This is a genomic window from Saccharococcus sp. Marseille-Q5394 (genome assembly GCF_946901335.1).
GTDB lineage: Bacteria > Bacillota > Bacilli > Bacillales_A > Planococcaceae > Sporosarcina > Sporosarcina luteola_C.
In genome coordinates, this window is record NZ_CAMPPQ010000001.1 from 2094106 (window position 1) to 2109148 (window position 15043).

The following is a 15043-nucleotide window of genomic DNA, read 5'->3' on the forward strand; positions in this document are numbered from 1 at the left end:
TTTGAAAGCTGTTACAGTTTCACTCGTTGAAGTCTAAGCGCGTTCAGTACGACCGATACCGAGCTGAAGGCCATCGCGGCGCCCGCAACCCATGGGGCTAACAGACCAAGTGCCGCCACAGGTATGCCGATCGTGTTGTAAAAGAAGGCGAAAAACAGGTTCTGCTTAATGTTGCGCATCGTCTTCCGACTCATAATGAAGGCATCAGCAACACTATTTAGATCGCCGCGCATTAACGTAATGTCTGCCGCCTCAATCGCAATATCCGTTCCGGTGCCGACCGCCATACCGATATCCGCCATAGCAAGCGCCGGAGCGTCATTGATGCCATCGCCGACCATTGCGACTTTCTTTCCTTGAGATTGCAGTTCTTTGATTTTATCGCTTTTCTGGTCTGGAAGAACTTCTGCAATGATATGAGTCAGTCCAACTGTCCGGCCGATTGCTTCAGCAGTATGTCTGTTGTCCCCTGTCAGCATAATGACATCGAGTCCAAGTTCCTGCATTCTTTTGATTGCCTCTTTGGAAGTTTCTTTCACAGTATCCGCAACCGCCACGACGCCCGCAAGCTTCCCGCCAATTGCGATAAGCATCGCTGTTTTCCCTTCGTTCTCCATTTTCTCCATCGTGGATTCAATATCATGAAGGTCAACATTACGGCTGCGCATTAATTTTCGCGTACCGACAAATAAATGCTTTCCAGCAACTTCCGCTTCAATTCCGTATCCAGGAAGCGCGTTGAAAGCTTCCACTTCAATCAATTCGACACCTTTTTCTTTGACGCCTGTTACGATTGCCTGCGCAAGTGGATGCTCAGACTGGTTCTCAGCCGATGCGACCAATTGAAGGACATCTTGCTCAATAAAGCCTTCCGATACGATAACGTCTGTTAACGCTGGTTGACCTTTTGTAACAGTTCCTGTTTTATCTAACACTACCGTGTCAATGGAGCGGGTATTTTCAAGATGCTCCCCGCCTTTAAACAGTAATCCCATTTCAGCAGCTCGACCCGATCCTGCCATGATGGAAGTCGGTGTTGCCAATCCAAGTGCACACGGACATGCAATGACGAGAATGGAAATGGTCGGAATGAGTGCCGATCTGAAGTCGCCCGGCGTGACAGCGAAATACCAGATGAAGAACGTTAAAATAGCAATGCCGACAACGATAGGGACAAAGATGCCCGAAATTCTATCCGCCAAACGTTGGATTTCAGCTTTGGAGCCTTGCGCTTCTTCAACGACTTTGACGATTTGCGATAATGCGCTATCCTTACCGACCTTCGTTGCTTTGATTTGCAATGAACCATTTTTATTGATCGTAGCCCCGATAACGGAGTTTCCAGGTACTTTATCGACAGGAATACTTTCACCTGTAATCATCGATTCATCAATCGCCGATTGTCCGGAAACAATTTCTCCATCGACAGGAATTTTTTCACCTGGTTTTACGAGGATGATGTCCCCTGCAACCACTTCTTCTATGGGGATCTCTTGTTCAATACCATCCTTCAGAATTCGTGCAGTTTTCGCCTGCAGGCCAAGCAGTTTTTGAATCGCCTGGCTCGTTTTCCCTTTTGCTCTCACTTCGAATAATTTACCAAGAACGATGAGTGTGATGATAACTGCGGATGCTTCAAAGTAGAGCTCCGGATGACCGGCACTACCCGCATTCATCCATTCAAAAGTTAAGTAAAGGCTGTAGAAATAGGCAGCGCTCGTTCCCAGTGCGACAAGCACATCCATATTGGCACTCAGATTTCTCAATGAATTGTAGGCACCTTTATAAAACTGTGCCCCCACGATGAATTGAACAGGTGTCGCAAGTGCCAGCTGCACCCATGGATTCATTAAGATTGCCGGCAAATAAAGGAAAGAAAGGAATTCGAAATGTGCTACCATCGTCCACAATAATGGCAAAGTCAGTATTGCAGAAAAAATGAATTTCCGGTATTGTTTTTTAATTTCCTGTTCCTTATGATCTATTTTTTCTTTGCCATTCGTTTTTGGAATCAATTCATAGCCCATCTTCTTCACTTTGGCCATCATTTCATTCGGGCTTGTTTGTCCGCTGTCATAGTCCACTGTCAGCGTTTCAAGTGCAAAATTGACCGTAGCATTTGATACACCATCCATTTTATTGACACGTCTTTCAATTTTCGTTGCACAAGCCGCACATGTCATGCCTGACACATCAAATTCAGTTTTATCTTGAATAACGTCATACCCTAGTTTTTCAATTCTCGACTTGAACTCATCGATATTCGTTTTAACTGGATCATAAACGATTGTGGAGCTTTCCAAAGCAAAGTTGACATTTGCCTTTTCGACTCCTTCTATTTTGGATAATCCCTTTTCAATCCGGTTTGCACATGCCGCGCATGTCATTCCGTTAATTTTTAAGGTTTTTTCTGTTGTCGTCATCTGTATTCCTCCTATACGGGGTAGGGGTATATTGAATGGAAAAAAGAAGGATTATACGACGTAGTATAACCACTTCCCTTTCTATATACCCCCATATGGTTAGTAAAAAGCCTTCAATTAAGCGATATCATAGCCTTGGTCTTCAATCGTTTCCTTTATTTGCGCGATATTTGTTTTATTATCGAACTCAACTGTTACTTCTTTAGTGGCAAGGTCCACTGTAACAACGGAAACACCTTGTAGTTCACCGACGCTTGACTCGATCGATTTTACGCAGTGGCCGCAAGACATGCCTTCTACTTTTAAAACTTCTTTCATGGTGAAAACCTCCTAGTAATAGTGTGTTGTTAATTTGAATATACCATACCCTATTCGGGTATATCAAGAAAATAATCCGGACAATTATTTGGTCATCGTTTTCATGACGCTCATCAGCTCTTGAATTGCCGCTTCGCCATCTTGTCCTTTAATCGCTTTCACGACGCAGTGGTGAGTATGATCTTCCAATAAAGCTAATGAAACCTTATTCATCGCAGATTGAATCGCACTGATTTGATGGAGAATATCAACACAATAACGGTCATTCTCAATCATCTGATGAACGCCTCTTACTTGCCCTTCTATCCGTTTTAAACGATTTAACAGTTGTTGTTTGTTTGGTTGGACTGTTTTCTTACTTGTTTCAGACAAACCATTCACCCCGATTCACAATATACCCTATACCCCTATTATATCATTATTGGATAAGAAGCGCAATTATTGATCAGAAGCCATTACAAATCAAAACAAACGTGAGTATAAAACCCACGTTTGTTTTGATAATATCGCTTTATTCATTTCTTCTTATCCTCAAATTCGATTTTCGTTCCGTCGTTAAACGTAATTTCCAAATCGAACTTCGTATAGTCAGTCGGCAAGTTGAAGGTTGTTAAAACTTCTGAAATGACCTCGTCTTTCTTCGACTCCTGTGTAATTGTCAACTGTTGCACAAGAGGGTGCAATTCATTGAATGCATCGCTGCCATATTTCTCGACATGATTTAATGAATCTTCAATTTTGGCATTAACGGTACCGGTACTATTCTGATCGATTTCCACTTCATATTCAGTACCTCCTGCATATTCAACTTCCAATTCAAATTCTGCATACTCCAGTTCATCCATCTTCTCCAGCATTTCTGCAGGAGTGGATGCGCTATTGTTTTGATCAGTGTCTATAGATTCGGCCGTATTCTTTTCTTCCACAATGGTATCTTCCTTCACGGCAGTGTTGTCCGTCTCCTGCTTCACGTCGTCACCACAGCCCATCAGCATGAGTGATAACGTACCTACGACAGATAATGCACCTATTTTTTTCATCCAAATGACCTCCAATCTATTCTATTCCTTTCCCGTTTCCCAGTAATTTAATCAAATATAGGGGAAGTTACCATTGGACGAAGTACCGAAAAAATGAAGTATAAATCCTAGAAAGGTAGTATACTGTCATTAACGTGTGAAAATTGAAAACACCTTGCGGACTAGAGTTCATTATAAAATAATCACAGCTATCGTTGGGATTTTCGATGTCGAAAAGGCTCATACATTTTAAGAGGATTTTGAGTAACTAGTGGAAGGAGTTTAGGAATGAAAAAGAACAATGATAGTATCATCTATTGGACGCTATTGAACCACGGGAATTGGAATATATATATGGCAGCTACAGCTGAAGGTCTTTGCTATGCCGGTCCACACAACGCCCCATTCGCGGAACTTGCTGAATGGGCGAAAAAACGACTTCCCGGATATCATCTGGTAGAAAATAATACCGTAATGGAACCTTATGCACAGGAACTGATTGACTATATCGAAGGGACGCGAAAGACGTTTACAATGCCACTGGATTTGCATGGCACTCCGTTTCAACAATCCGTCTGGATGGCTTTGCAGGAAATCCCGTTCGGACAGACAGTTTCTTATTCAGATATTGCCGAGAGGATTCAAAAACCGAAATCGGTACGGGCGGTTGGAGCCGCTATTGGCGCCAATCCTTTACTAATTACCGTCCCTTGCCATCGCGTCATCGGTAAAAACGGTAAATTGACCGGCTTCCGGGGTGGATTGGAAATGAAGAAGCAATTGTTGGAGCTCGAGAAATAACACACTGGAAACTAGTTCTGCCCCCGCTCGATTGAGTCAGAATACTGGACGTATAAGGTTGTTAAGAAGTGTGCAGGCTGCTGCCTCGCACACTTCTATTTCCTCCTACTTATCCAATTCCAACATATCCGTCATCGGGCAGTATCGAGTAATTCCTTCCGCAACTTTTTGTGCACCCATTACGGAAAAAAACATTTGAGCGCCAGAAGGTTTCTCCCTAGCCATTTTCGCAATTGACCATGCGAGTACAGTCAGTCCTCCCGCAATTCGCACCATTGAATTCACTGTACCGATATTTTGTTTCATCTACGTCCACTCCTTCCTCATAGTTGCGCCTCTCTTTAGTTTTCCCCTTCCATTCCGAATTACACGGTAAAAATAGATGATAAGTAAAAAGCGACATCCTTGTGAGGAGTCGCTTTTGTTAAGATTATTTTGATTGAATGTATTTTTCATCAAGAATGCTACTTACGGTGTAAGCATTTTGTGCTAATTGGCTTTGTAGGAAGTCATCCAACTCACTTTTTTCAATCGAATAGAATTCTTCAATTTCGCGAGAGAACAACAACTTTTCCTCTTGAAGCAATTGATCCAATCCAGAAAGTTCCTTCGGCTTTATCGTTTCATTCGGCAACAGGCGTTGAAGTCCATTTGCATAGTCCTCTAACGTTCTAGCCCCGACAATCCGGACGCCTTGTTGTTCTTCATTCATCATGACGATTGTCGGGAACCCACGGACTCCTAACTTACGGACGAGCTCAAAATCTTCATGCAACTTTGTATTTGCTGCCGGTAGTTTGGATTGCTTAACGACCTCTTCCCCATTCAACCCAACTTGGTTGACAATTTCAATCAGGATATCATCTTGTGCAATGTTTTTATTGAAGGCAAATAGCTCTTCACGTGCTCGGCGCAAAAATGTGTTTGCAAGCTCCGGATGCTTCTCCTGAATAACCTTATATACACGTGAAGGGATGAAGGATGATTCGATTGGATTGTCGTACCAAACCGTTCCGTCAATCGGCATGCGAGAGTGTTCCCCAACTTCTCTCCAATGACCGGCAACGTCTGATGGTCCAGAAATTCCGTTTGCAGGATCGACAGGACCATCCCCCCATTTTTCGAGCAATCCGCCCATAAGCGTATGCATAGTAAAATAATGGCCGTACTGATGCACAAACTTCCGAAGGACCGGCTCCAGCGCCCAGCAGTGCGAGCAGATTGGATCAGTTACATAATACAGGTCGATCGTTTTTTTCGGTGTTGACAAATCGATGAATTCCATTGCTCCTGTGTCATCCCCCGCTGGTCCGCAGATACCAGTTTCCATATCACATATCATGTTGTTTTTGTCCATTTCAATTCCCCTTTTCTTTTGTTTGATTGGATACATCCAGGTCAATATGCTTCTGTGCCCACGCTTGTATTGGCTGTAATGCGAGAGCCAGTTGTTGTCCTTTTTCAGAGAGATGATACGAAATAATGACTGGAGTTCCTTCTGTCACTTTTTTTATGACTAGATCATATTCGGCGAGTTCGGTCAATTTCATTGAAAGAGATCTAGGGGTAATATCGGGCAAGTCGCGCTTCATAGCTGAAAAATGGGCAGTGAACTCGGGGCAATTCGACAAGTAATGAATAATGAGCCCGTTCCAACGCCTTCCCAGAATCTCGAAGCATGATTCTAAATAAGGACATACTTTAATGAGTCTCACCTCCACTAATTAATTTAAGTGTATCTAGGTATAGTAATTATATCAAGTATAAAAACTATACCATACTCAAATAAAAATAAAAAAGCCACCGATAGTAGGCAGCTCTTAGTTCTGATGAATTATTGGTTTCCTTTTTTAACCCATTCTGCAACGGTGACTGTACGTTTAGCTTGATGTTTAACAGCTGCTTGCACATCCTCAATCATTTTACCGTCTTGACTAACTGTTACGCTTGTTCCATACGGATTTCCACCTGCTCCAAAGAGGACGGGATCTGTGTAGCCAGGAGTTGCAATGATTGCACCCCAGTGCATCATGGATGTATATAGTGATAGCAGTGTTGCTTCTTGGCCGCCGTGTGGATTTTGTGCCGACGTCATTGCACTAACGACTTTATTGACCGTCTTTCCACTTGCCCACAGACCGCCTTGAGTATCAAGGAATTGCTTCATTTGCGATGGCATATTTCCAAATCGGGTCGGAACACTGAAGATAACCGCATCTGCCCATTCAAGATCTTCGGAAGTCGCGACCGGAACGTCTTTTGTCGCTTCAACAGTTGCCTTCCAAACTTCATTTCCGTCAATTACTGATTGTGGAGCCAATTCCTGTACTTTTAGCACTCTAACCTCAGCGCCTGCTTCTGTTGCTCCTGCTTCAGCCCATTGTGCTAATTGATAATTTGTACCACCCATACTATAAAAAATTACGGCTACATTAACATTTGTCATTTTTTCCATCTCCTTTGATTTTCCAAACAATCTAGCTAAAAAACTCATCACTGCACCTGTTTCTTTGGTATTTTCAAAACTGTGTCCTTCTACTACTTTCCCTATAGAAACAGTTTTATACTTTATTCCACATAAGCCAATGCATATAAAGAATTCATCAAGGCTTGAACGCCTACTGCCAATTGTTCCGGGCTTGTATATTCCAAAGGATTATGGCTGATCCCCTCACGGCTTGGCACGAAGATCATCGCTGTCGGTACAACCGGCGCAATGATTTGAGAATCGTGGCCCGCGCCGCTATGCATCATCTTATAATTGAATCCATTTTCTTTCGCCTGCTTTTCGATGGCTTCAACGATTTGTTTATCCATCGGAATCGGATCCTCGTCCATCCACATATCGATAGTCGTTTCCACCTCAGATTCGGCAGCAATCCTTTTGATAATAGTTGTCAGTTCTTCTGTGAACTTTACAAGGACATCTTTTTCCGTGTGCCGAACATCCAACGTAAATAATGCCTCCCCTGGAACAACATTTACAGTATTCGGTTTTACTTCTATCTTCCCGACTGTCGCAACTAAAGGATCGCCGTATTCTTTCGCCCTACTGATAACGCTATTGATCATTTGACTTGCGGCATATAAAGCATCTTTCCGATATCCCATCGGTGTAGTCCCTGCATGGTTCGCAACGCCGGTCACTTCAATCGTAAAACGTCTTTGCCCGACAATGCTATGAACGACGCCGATATCTTTTCCTTCCTTCTCCAAAACATTGCCTTGCTCGATATGAATCTCAACAAATCCCTTCAGATCATTACGGAAAGCTATTGATTCATCTCTGAAAGTAAAACCGGCTTTCCTCATAGCCTCTACGAAAGGTACGTCGTCGAAATCCGTGATGTTTTGAACATCCTCCTTTTTCGCTATGCCGACAAAGTTTTTGGATCCCCAGAACGCATAAGGGAAACGGCTTCCTTCTTCTTCAGCAAACGACACGACTTCAAGATTACGGAGGGGCTGGCCATATTTTTCTTTCAATAGCCGAATTGCTAAAACCCCTGCCAAGATTCCGAACGCCCCGTCCAACTTGCCGCCGTTTTTAACTGTATCCACATGAGAGCCGGTAAGAATCGTTTCTTCTTTATACGTACTGCCTTCTAAACGTCCAAACAGATTTCCGATTTCATCATAACGGGTTGTTAATCCATCTTCCTGCATTAAATTCTCCAGCGCTTTTTGCGCTTCCACCCACTCTTTTGTATAAAGTAACCGGGTGACACCGCCTTCAGGATCCTTTCCGTGTTCGGCTAACCATTCTTCAAGGTGAGTAATTTCACGCGTTATATCTGTCACATTCATCTACCCCTTTTGTATTTAGTTCAAATCGCTTTTTCCTTACTTATCTATGCACTAAGTACTTTTTCCTTTGGATTTTCTTTAAAGAACATCATTATGACCAATCCAACGGCAAGAACAATGACCGCCGAGTAAAATCCAGCAGTCATACTACCTGTTTTGTCAGCAAGAAAACCGACAAACCAAGGAGCGATGACCGATGAAATCATTCCAATGAAGTTATAAAGACTAAAGGCGATTCCATACGCCGATTGGCGGACGTTTTCAGACACAGAGGCGATTAGAATCGGATCGAGCGCAATCTTGCCAAATAGTCCATACACCAATAAGGCTGTGATCAGTAATGCAGTACTATGAACATAGACGGTTGCCCATAACGCGACAGCCGCAATCGGAATGAGCACGAAAGCGAATGGCTTCTTCCTGCCTAGTCGATCTGAAATATAACTTGCGATAAGCGCCCCAGGTATGGAAGCCAATGGGACCAAGGCGGATATCAAGCCGACCTGACTGCCGTGGAAGCCTCTCTCCGTCTCCAAAAACTTCGGCAACCAAGTGACGACAACTGTAAAGCCGTAAATAGAACAAAATAAGACGAGAAAGGTAACCAACAGATTTCGATTTTTAAGTAAAGATAAGACCGAAATCTTCTCGTCAGTTACAGAAACTTGCTCGAGTTGCTTTTCTTTCACTGCATCCGGATTTTTTTCTTTCACTAATGCCGCAATCAGTAGCCCTACAAGAACTGTGAGCACCCCAAAGATATAAAAGGGAACAGTCCATTTCATTCCCATATCCAAAACTAATGTACTCGATAAAATAAATCCGAATGCGATCCCGATCCCTGATCCGCTGTTTATGATTGCACTGCCGACCGTTCTATGCTTTTCCGGAATCGCTTCAGATGACAGGGCGAATTGAGGGCCGTAGTAGGTTGCGGAAGAGAGCCCCGCAAGCGCACGGGCTACCAAAAAACCTGTAAAACCAGCCATTAGACCACTGACGCCCGTCAAAACCCCGTATAAGATAAACCCGATGACTAGCAATTTCTTCCTTCCGAATTTATCACTGAATGCTCCGGCTGGAATTTGTGCAATCGTGTACGTCAGGAAAAATATACTGTTGACAAGCCCTAGCTGTGAGTTATTCAGGTTATATTCCAAGCCGATATTACTTAAAATAGGATTCAGAAAATATTTATTCGCGTTTATAAACATCCACCCTAGCGTGAATGCAAAAACCACTTTCCACCAATAGGGGATCGTAAATTTCTTTTTCTGCTCAGTTTGAGGTTGTGCTTCCCCAGATGTCATAACTAAAAATCCCCCTCCCCTCTAAAACCACTTTAGAATTGCAGTTATCCATTATTTTGTTATTGGTTGTCCGTTTTCGAATACTATTTTCCCGCCTACAATTGTCTTCTTCACGTTACCTTTAAATGTCCTGCCGACATAAGGTGAATGCTGATGACGGTAAAACAGATCTTCTTTTTTCAATTCAAAGCTTTCATTCAAATCAACGAGAGTCAAATCAGCATCATAATCGGCTGCGATTGTTCCTTTCGTATCGAGGCCAAATATCTTTGCCGGGTTCGTTGCAGTCAATTCAACAATTTTCTCTAGCGGAAGATTCCGTTTGAAATGCCCCTCCGTCAAAAGAATATTCAACATGGATTGGGCCCCTGAAATCCCGCCCCAGCCATCAAAAATATTATCCGATATGACTTTCATCGACGCCGGCGCCGGAGAATGGTCTGATCCAATCGTGTCGATTTCTCCGTTCGCAACCGCATTCCACAGATCTTCCACCTCGCTCTCATCTCTCAGCGGAGGCGCACACTTTGCAATGACTCCCTGTTCCTCTAGATCTTTTACGGTCAATGACAAGTAATGAGGGCATGTTTCGACCGTGATATCGACGCCTCTTTGTTTTGCATCATTGATCACTTCAACGACTTTCCGGCTGCTTGCATGCACGATGTGAAGTTTACAGCCCGTCAGTTCTGCATAGGAGAGAATTCTTCGGACCGCTTCGATTTCAGAAATGACCGGGCGCGATTCGACATAATCTCTTGCCGTAACTCTGCCTTGACCGATTCTTTCCTCCGCAAGCTGTTCACACATGACCGTACTTTCAGCGTGAACGGCTAATAGAGATCCCAACGATGCAATCTCTCTCATGCCTTTATAGATCGTCTCATCATCAACATTGTGGAAATCATCAATTCCGCTCGGCGACATAAAGGCTTTGAATCCGATGACGCCGCCTTCGTGTAGATCTCTTAAATCAGCCAAGTTTTCTGGTACAAGCCCACCCCAGTAATATGGATTCACAATTGATTTTTCCTCCGCCAATTTTCGCTTCAGTTCTAAATTGGCTTTATTGACCGTAGGGGGCGTACTATTCAGCGGCATGTCGAAAAATGATGTCGCTCCGCCGGCGGCAAGGCTTCTGCTCCCTGTCTCCAAACCTTCCCACTCAGTTCTGCCCGGCTCGTTAAAATGCACATGTGAGTCGATGACGCCAGGAAAGACATGAAGCCCTTCCGCATTTATCTCTTGATCCGCCGTTGCCTCCAGCGGCTTGCCGACAGAAACTTCCACGATTTTACCGTTCTTGACTGCTATATCTCCTATTGCCGTTGAATCTGCTGTAACAACCGTTCCATTTTTAATGATCAAATCGTATTTTTCCATAATAAACCCCTCCACATTTTTTAATTCATTAGTAAGCCTAAGCAGCTCTTCTCATTTCCAGCACGCTGTAAAGGACAAAGGCTGATATAATGCCCACAAACCACGACATATCGTACAGCGGTTCAAAGAACGGGACGAAGTTGCCGATTAAGCAAAGAACCCCTGAGACAACTAACGTTATAAGGGCATTTTCATTAAAACCGTTCTTGTAATTATATTTTCCGTTCTTTGAATACAATTCACCCAAGTCAATTTCCGTTTTTGAAACTACATAATAATGAGCGAGCATAACACCTGCGATTGGAGCCAATAAGCCGCCAATAATATTCAGGAATGTAAAGATGCTAGTCGCATTTTCCATCAACTTCCACGGCATGACAAGAATTCCAACGACCGCAGCAATCGTCGCACCCGATTTAAAGGTCAGCTTTTTCGGGAATAACGATGCCAATTGGTAACCTGCTGGAACAATATTACCCGTCACGTTCACCGATAAGGTCGTCAAACAAAGGGTTAGGACGGATACAGCTATGGCAAATGTACTGTCAAACCGGGCTACGACATCTAGCACATTCCAGATGGGGGTTCCAAAAGCAATCTCAGATCCGACAATAATTGAAATACTAGCGACGGCAAACAATAAATAAGTTACAACCAGCCCTACTGTTTGACCGATTGCCTGGCTTTTCGTGGAGCTGGCCAATCTAGTGAAGTCCGAGACACTTACCATCGGAGCCGCCCATGCAGCAATGACTGCCGTGACAGCGGCAATAAAGATGACCACTTGATTTCCACTGACCCCAGTGCCAGTGTAAGCCAAGATGGGTTCAACTCCTCCAGCTAGTTTAATCGCCCAGATCGCCATACCCCCGAAGACAAAATAGACAATCGGGGAAAGGATATTTGTAAACTTCCCAAGAAATTTCATTCCCCCATAAATTAAAGCGACATTGAACAGCCAAAATATAAGGAATGAAATTAACGCAGGCAATGATAAACCTAAAAAGTTCCAGTTTCCGCCTAATGTCAAAAATGGCGGCCACATCTTCGCAATGAGAATGGACAAAGCTTGGCTTCCGGCATATGTTTGAAAACCAAACCACATGATGGCGGCAATTACCCCTCTTAATATCCCCGGGACCATTGCTCCCTTTGTTCCAAATGAAGAGCGGATCAGCATTGCAAAAGGGAGACCATACTTCGATCCGGCCCGTCCATTTAGTACCATCACTGCCGATATAATGACGGATGCACTCATAATTGCAGCGAAAACTTGTCCAACAGACAGCCCTAAAGCAAATAGTGCGCCGATGGCAATATAGTTCGGAATATTATGTACGGAACCCATCCATACGGAAGCAAAATTTCCGATACTCCAGCTTCGTTCCTCCGGTTTCGTCGGCAAGATGTCATCATTAAAGCCTTCTTTTTTCAATTGCTCTCGATTGAGTTCCTCCAATCGGATCGACCCCCTGGTTAGGATGAATTAGAATTTATGCTTGGAGCAAAGTCTTTATCGCACTTGTATGTTCGACTAAACTGCCCTTATTATGTGTCTCATCTTACTTCTATATCCACTAACCTTTGCCTCGCAAACATATAACAGCAATAATCACCAGCAAATAGGAATTCCGTATTGTGGGCACACTCAACTTCTATACAAAAAGTGCTGACTACGCTATGATGGGATATCAGCTCATAAATAGAGGAGGAATTATGATGGCAAGAAAGGCTTATGAAGTAAAGGGCTCAACAGCATCAGGTCCATATTCGGCTGCGGTGGACGCAGGTGATTTAGTTTATTTATCCGGGCAAACCGCAATGAACTCCGCTTCGGCAGAAAACATTTCAGGTGACATCGGCGCACAAACGGAGCTATGCTTCGATCATTTGTTTGAGGCATTGGAAGCAGCGAATCTCACTCCAGATGACATTGTAAAAGTGAATGTATATCTAACGGATATGAAGTATTTTTCCGCAATGAATGAGGTATATGCGACGAAGTTCTCCAAACCTTACCCTGCAAGGACATGTGTCGCAGTTCTAGCGTTGCCACTGGGCGCAGACGTAGAAATCGAAGCGATTGCAAAAAAACCTAACTAAACTGATGCAAAACAATATAGTAGGCGTCCGGAAAGCATGTGAAAACCACCTTTCCAGACGCCTCTTGTCATTCTTCGGTATGAATTTATTGACGGTGAGTTTTAAGCATGTTATTATTACCTTGAATTAAAGATAAATTTTCGAATAGCATTAAACGAACTAAAATACTGTTAGTGTATCCACTAACACATTTTTTTACTTATATATCTCGAATTCAAGATAAACATAAGGAGGAACTTGCATATGAACGAATTGAAAGGCATCCACCACGTAACAGCCATTACGAGCAGTGCGGAGAAGATTTATGATTTCTTCACGTATACATTAGGTTTACGCTTAGTTAAGAAAACAGTGAACCAAGACGACATTCAAACGTACCATCTGTTTTTTGCTGACGATGCAGGCAATCCAGGCACAGATATGACATTTTTTGATTTCCCCGGGATTCAAAAAGGAGTTCATGGAACAAATGAAATTTCCAAAACTTCCTTCCGTGTGCCGAGTGATGCTGCGCTAGCATATTGGGTAAAACGTTTTGATAAATTCAACGTGAAGCATTCAGGCATCCAGGAACAATTCGGTAAAAAGATCTTGCCGTTCGTGGATTTTGATGATCAGCACTACCAGCTCATTTCTGACGAGTTCAATGAAGGGGTTGAATCTGGAACCCCATGGCAAAAAGGACCGATTCCTTTGGAGTTTGCAATTACAGGACTCGGCCCTATCCATATCAGAACTTCCTTCTTTGATCACGTGAAAGAAATCTTGGAAAAAGTCTTCGTAATGAAGGAAATCGCACAAGAAGATGCATTCCATTTATTCGAAATGGGCGAGGGAGGCAACGGTGCTCAGGTAGTTATTGAATATAACACCGTACTCCCACAAGCGCGTCAAGGGTTCGGAACAGTCCACCATACTGCGTTCCGAGTAGATAACCGCGCAGACATAGAGGCATGGCAAAAACGCCTGCATGGCTTCCAACTCCCGAGCTCGGGCTATGTAGAACGCTATTATTTCGGCTCTTTGTATACAAGAATCACCCCTTCTATTTTGTTCGAATTGGCAACGGACGGTCCTGGATTCATGGGGGATGAGCCGTATGAAACGCTTGGCGAAAAACTATCATTGCCGCCGTTCTTTGAAGAAAAACGCGAAGAAATCGAAGGGCTTGTACGACCAATTGATACAGTCCGCAGTACAAAGAACTTTGAAAAAGAGTATTTGTGAGGAGGTGAACATAAAAGGATGGGACTTTTTAATAAACTATTCGGTTCTAAACAACAGGAGGAACAAACAATGACAAACTTAAATATCGGTATTATTTTAGGATCAACTCGTGATGGACGTGTGAGCCCTCAAGTAGGTGCTTGGGTAAAAGAATTGGCAGATCAACGCGGAGATGCTACTTATACAGTTATTGATATCGCAGATTATAAATTGCCGTTGCTAGGCGAGCCGGGAAGCGATGCTTCAGGCGCGGCTGCATGGTCAGAAATCGTTGGCAAACAAGATGGATTCGTATTCATCGTCCAAGAATACAACCACTCCATTACTGGAGCGCTTAAAAACGCGTTGGACTACCTTCGTGAAGAATGGAACAACAAAGCAGCCGGCATCGTATCATACGGTTCAGTGGGCGGCGCACGTGCTGCGGAACATTTACGCGGCATCCTAGGAGAACTATCCGTCGCGGACGTTCGTGTCCACCCAGCTCTATCTCTATTTACTGACTTTGAAAACGGAACGGAATTCAAACCAGCAGAAGTACAAGCCTCGTCCGTAAACCAAATGCTTGACCAAGTCATCCCTTGGGCAACTGCTTTGAAAACAATTCGATAATCTCTTTCTATTGATGGGGACTGATCAGAAAGTCGGCTAT

16 protein-coding genes are annotated in these 15043 nt (G+C 43.5%); 4 read left to right on the plus strand and 12 right to left on the minus strand.

The features are described from left to right. Positions 1 to 11 precede the first annotated feature (11 nt). From OC538_RS10120 to OC538_RS10135, 4 genes are all read right to left on the minus strand, one after another. Positions 12 to 2423, minus strand: a complete 2412-nt coding sequence (locus OC538_RS10120; protein WP_251692976.1) for a heavy metal translocating P-type ATPase — start codon at positions 2421 to 2423, stop codon at positions 12 to 14. Positions 2424 to 2540: 117 nt separating this feature from the next. After that, complete coding sequence (copZ, locus tag OC538_RS10125) at positions 2541 to 2741, minus strand: copper chaperone CopZ (protein WP_251692974.1); 201 nt, start codon at positions 2739 to 2741, stop codon at positions 2541 to 2543. An 84-nt stretch (positions 2742 to 2825) separates the two neighbouring features. Further along, positions 2826 to 3113 carry a metal-sensitive transcriptional regulator gene (locus OC538_RS10130; protein ID WP_251692972.1) on the minus strand — a complete coding sequence of 96 codons (288 nt, stop codon included), beginning with the start codon at positions 3111 to 3113 and terminating at the stop codon, positions 2826 to 2828. Between the two features lie 143 nt (positions 3114 to 3256). Further along, a complete protein-coding gene (locus tag OC538_RS10135) occupies positions 3257 to 3781 on the minus strand; it encodes a YusW family protein (RefSeq protein ID WP_251692970.1) in 525 nt (174 codons plus the stop codon). A 267-nt stretch (positions 3782 to 4048) separates the two neighbouring features. Here OC538_RS10135 and OC538_RS10140 point away from each other — a divergent pair, with 267 nt between their 5' ends. Next, the gene (locus OC538_RS10140; protein WP_251692968.1) at positions 4049 to 4561 is read left to right on the plus strand and encodes a methylated-DNA--[protein]-cysteine S-methyltransferase; all 513 of its coding nucleotides are present in this window, start codon (positions 4049 to 4051) and stop codon (positions 4559 to 4561) included. Between the two features lie 105 nt (positions 4562 to 4666). Here the strand turns inward: OC538_RS10140 and OC538_RS10145 are convergent, their stop codons facing one another. The 8 genes from OC538_RS10145 to allW all read right to left on the minus strand — a co-directional run bounded on the left by OC538_RS10145 (position 4667) and on the right by allW (position 12520). Beyond that, positions 4667 to 4867: a DUF2892 domain-containing protein gene (locus OC538_RS10145; protein WP_251692966.1), complete on the minus strand. Its 201-nt coding sequence runs from the start codon at positions 4865 to 4867 to the stop codon at positions 4667 to 4669. 124 nt (positions 4868 to 4991) lie between these two features. After that, positions 4992 to 5918 carry a DsbA family protein gene (locus OC538_RS10150; protein WP_251692963.1) on the minus strand — a complete coding sequence of 309 codons (927 nt, stop codon included), beginning with the start codon at positions 5916 to 5918 and terminating at the stop codon, positions 4992 to 4994. A 1-nt stretch (position 5919) separates the two neighbouring features. Then, entirely contained in the window at positions 5920 to 6267 is a 348-nt protein-coding gene (locus OC538_RS10155) for a winged helix-turn-helix transcriptional regulator (protein ID WP_251695203.1), read from the minus strand. Between the two features lie 128 nt (positions 6268 to 6395). Next, the gene (wrbA, locus tag OC538_RS10160) at positions 6396 to 7007 is read right to left on the minus strand and encodes an NAD(P)H:quinone oxidoreductase (RefSeq protein WP_251692961.1); all 612 of its coding nucleotides are present in this window, start codon (positions 7005 to 7007) and stop codon (positions 6396 to 6398) included. Between the two features lie 122 nt (positions 7008 to 7129). After that, positions 7130 to 8368: an allantoate deiminase gene (gene allC / locus OC538_RS10165; RefSeq protein WP_251692960.1), complete on the minus strand. Its 1239-nt coding sequence runs from the start codon at positions 8366 to 8368 to the stop codon at positions 7130 to 7132. A gap of 44 nt (positions 8369 to 8412) precedes the next feature. Continuing rightward, complete coding sequence (locus OC538_RS10170; RefSeq protein ID WP_251692957.1) at positions 8413 to 9678, minus strand: MFS transporter; 1266 nt, start codon at positions 9676 to 9678, stop codon at positions 8413 to 8415. A 51-nt stretch (positions 9679 to 9729) separates the two neighbouring features. Next, positions 9730 to 11061: an allantoinase gene (locus tag OC538_RS10175; RefSeq protein WP_251692956.1), complete on the minus strand. Its 1332-nt coding sequence runs from the start codon at positions 11059 to 11061 to the stop codon at positions 9730 to 9732. Between the two features lie 37 nt (positions 11062 to 11098). After that, positions 11099 to 12520: an allantoin permease gene (gene allW / locus OC538_RS10180; RefSeq protein ID WP_251692953.1), complete on the minus strand. Its 1422-nt coding sequence runs from the start codon at positions 12518 to 12520 to the stop codon at positions 11099 to 11101. A 260-nt stretch (positions 12521 to 12780) separates the two neighbouring features. Between allW and OC538_RS10185 the strand changes: the two genes are divergently transcribed. The 3 genes from OC538_RS10185 (at position 12781) to OC538_RS10195 (ending at position 15003) form a co-directional block, all read left to right on the plus strand. Beyond that, positions 12781 to 13164 carry a RidA family protein gene (locus tag OC538_RS10185; RefSeq protein ID WP_262174965.1) on the plus strand — a complete coding sequence of 128 codons (384 nt, stop codon included), beginning with the start codon at positions 12781 to 12783 and terminating at the stop codon, positions 13162 to 13164. A gap of 243 nt (positions 13165 to 13407) precedes the next feature. Next, entirely contained in the window at positions 13408 to 14391 is a 984-nt protein-coding gene (locus OC538_RS10190) for a ring-cleaving dioxygenase (RefSeq protein WP_251692949.1), read from the plus strand. An 18-nt stretch (positions 14392 to 14409) separates the two neighbouring features. Beyond that, positions 14410 to 15003 (plus strand): NADPH-dependent FMN reductase, encoded by a 594-nt coding sequence (locus OC538_RS10195; protein ID WP_251692947.1) that lies wholly within the window; start codon positions 14410 to 14412, stop codon positions 15001 to 15003. The last annotated feature ends 40 nt before the right edge of the window (positions 15004 to 15043 follow it).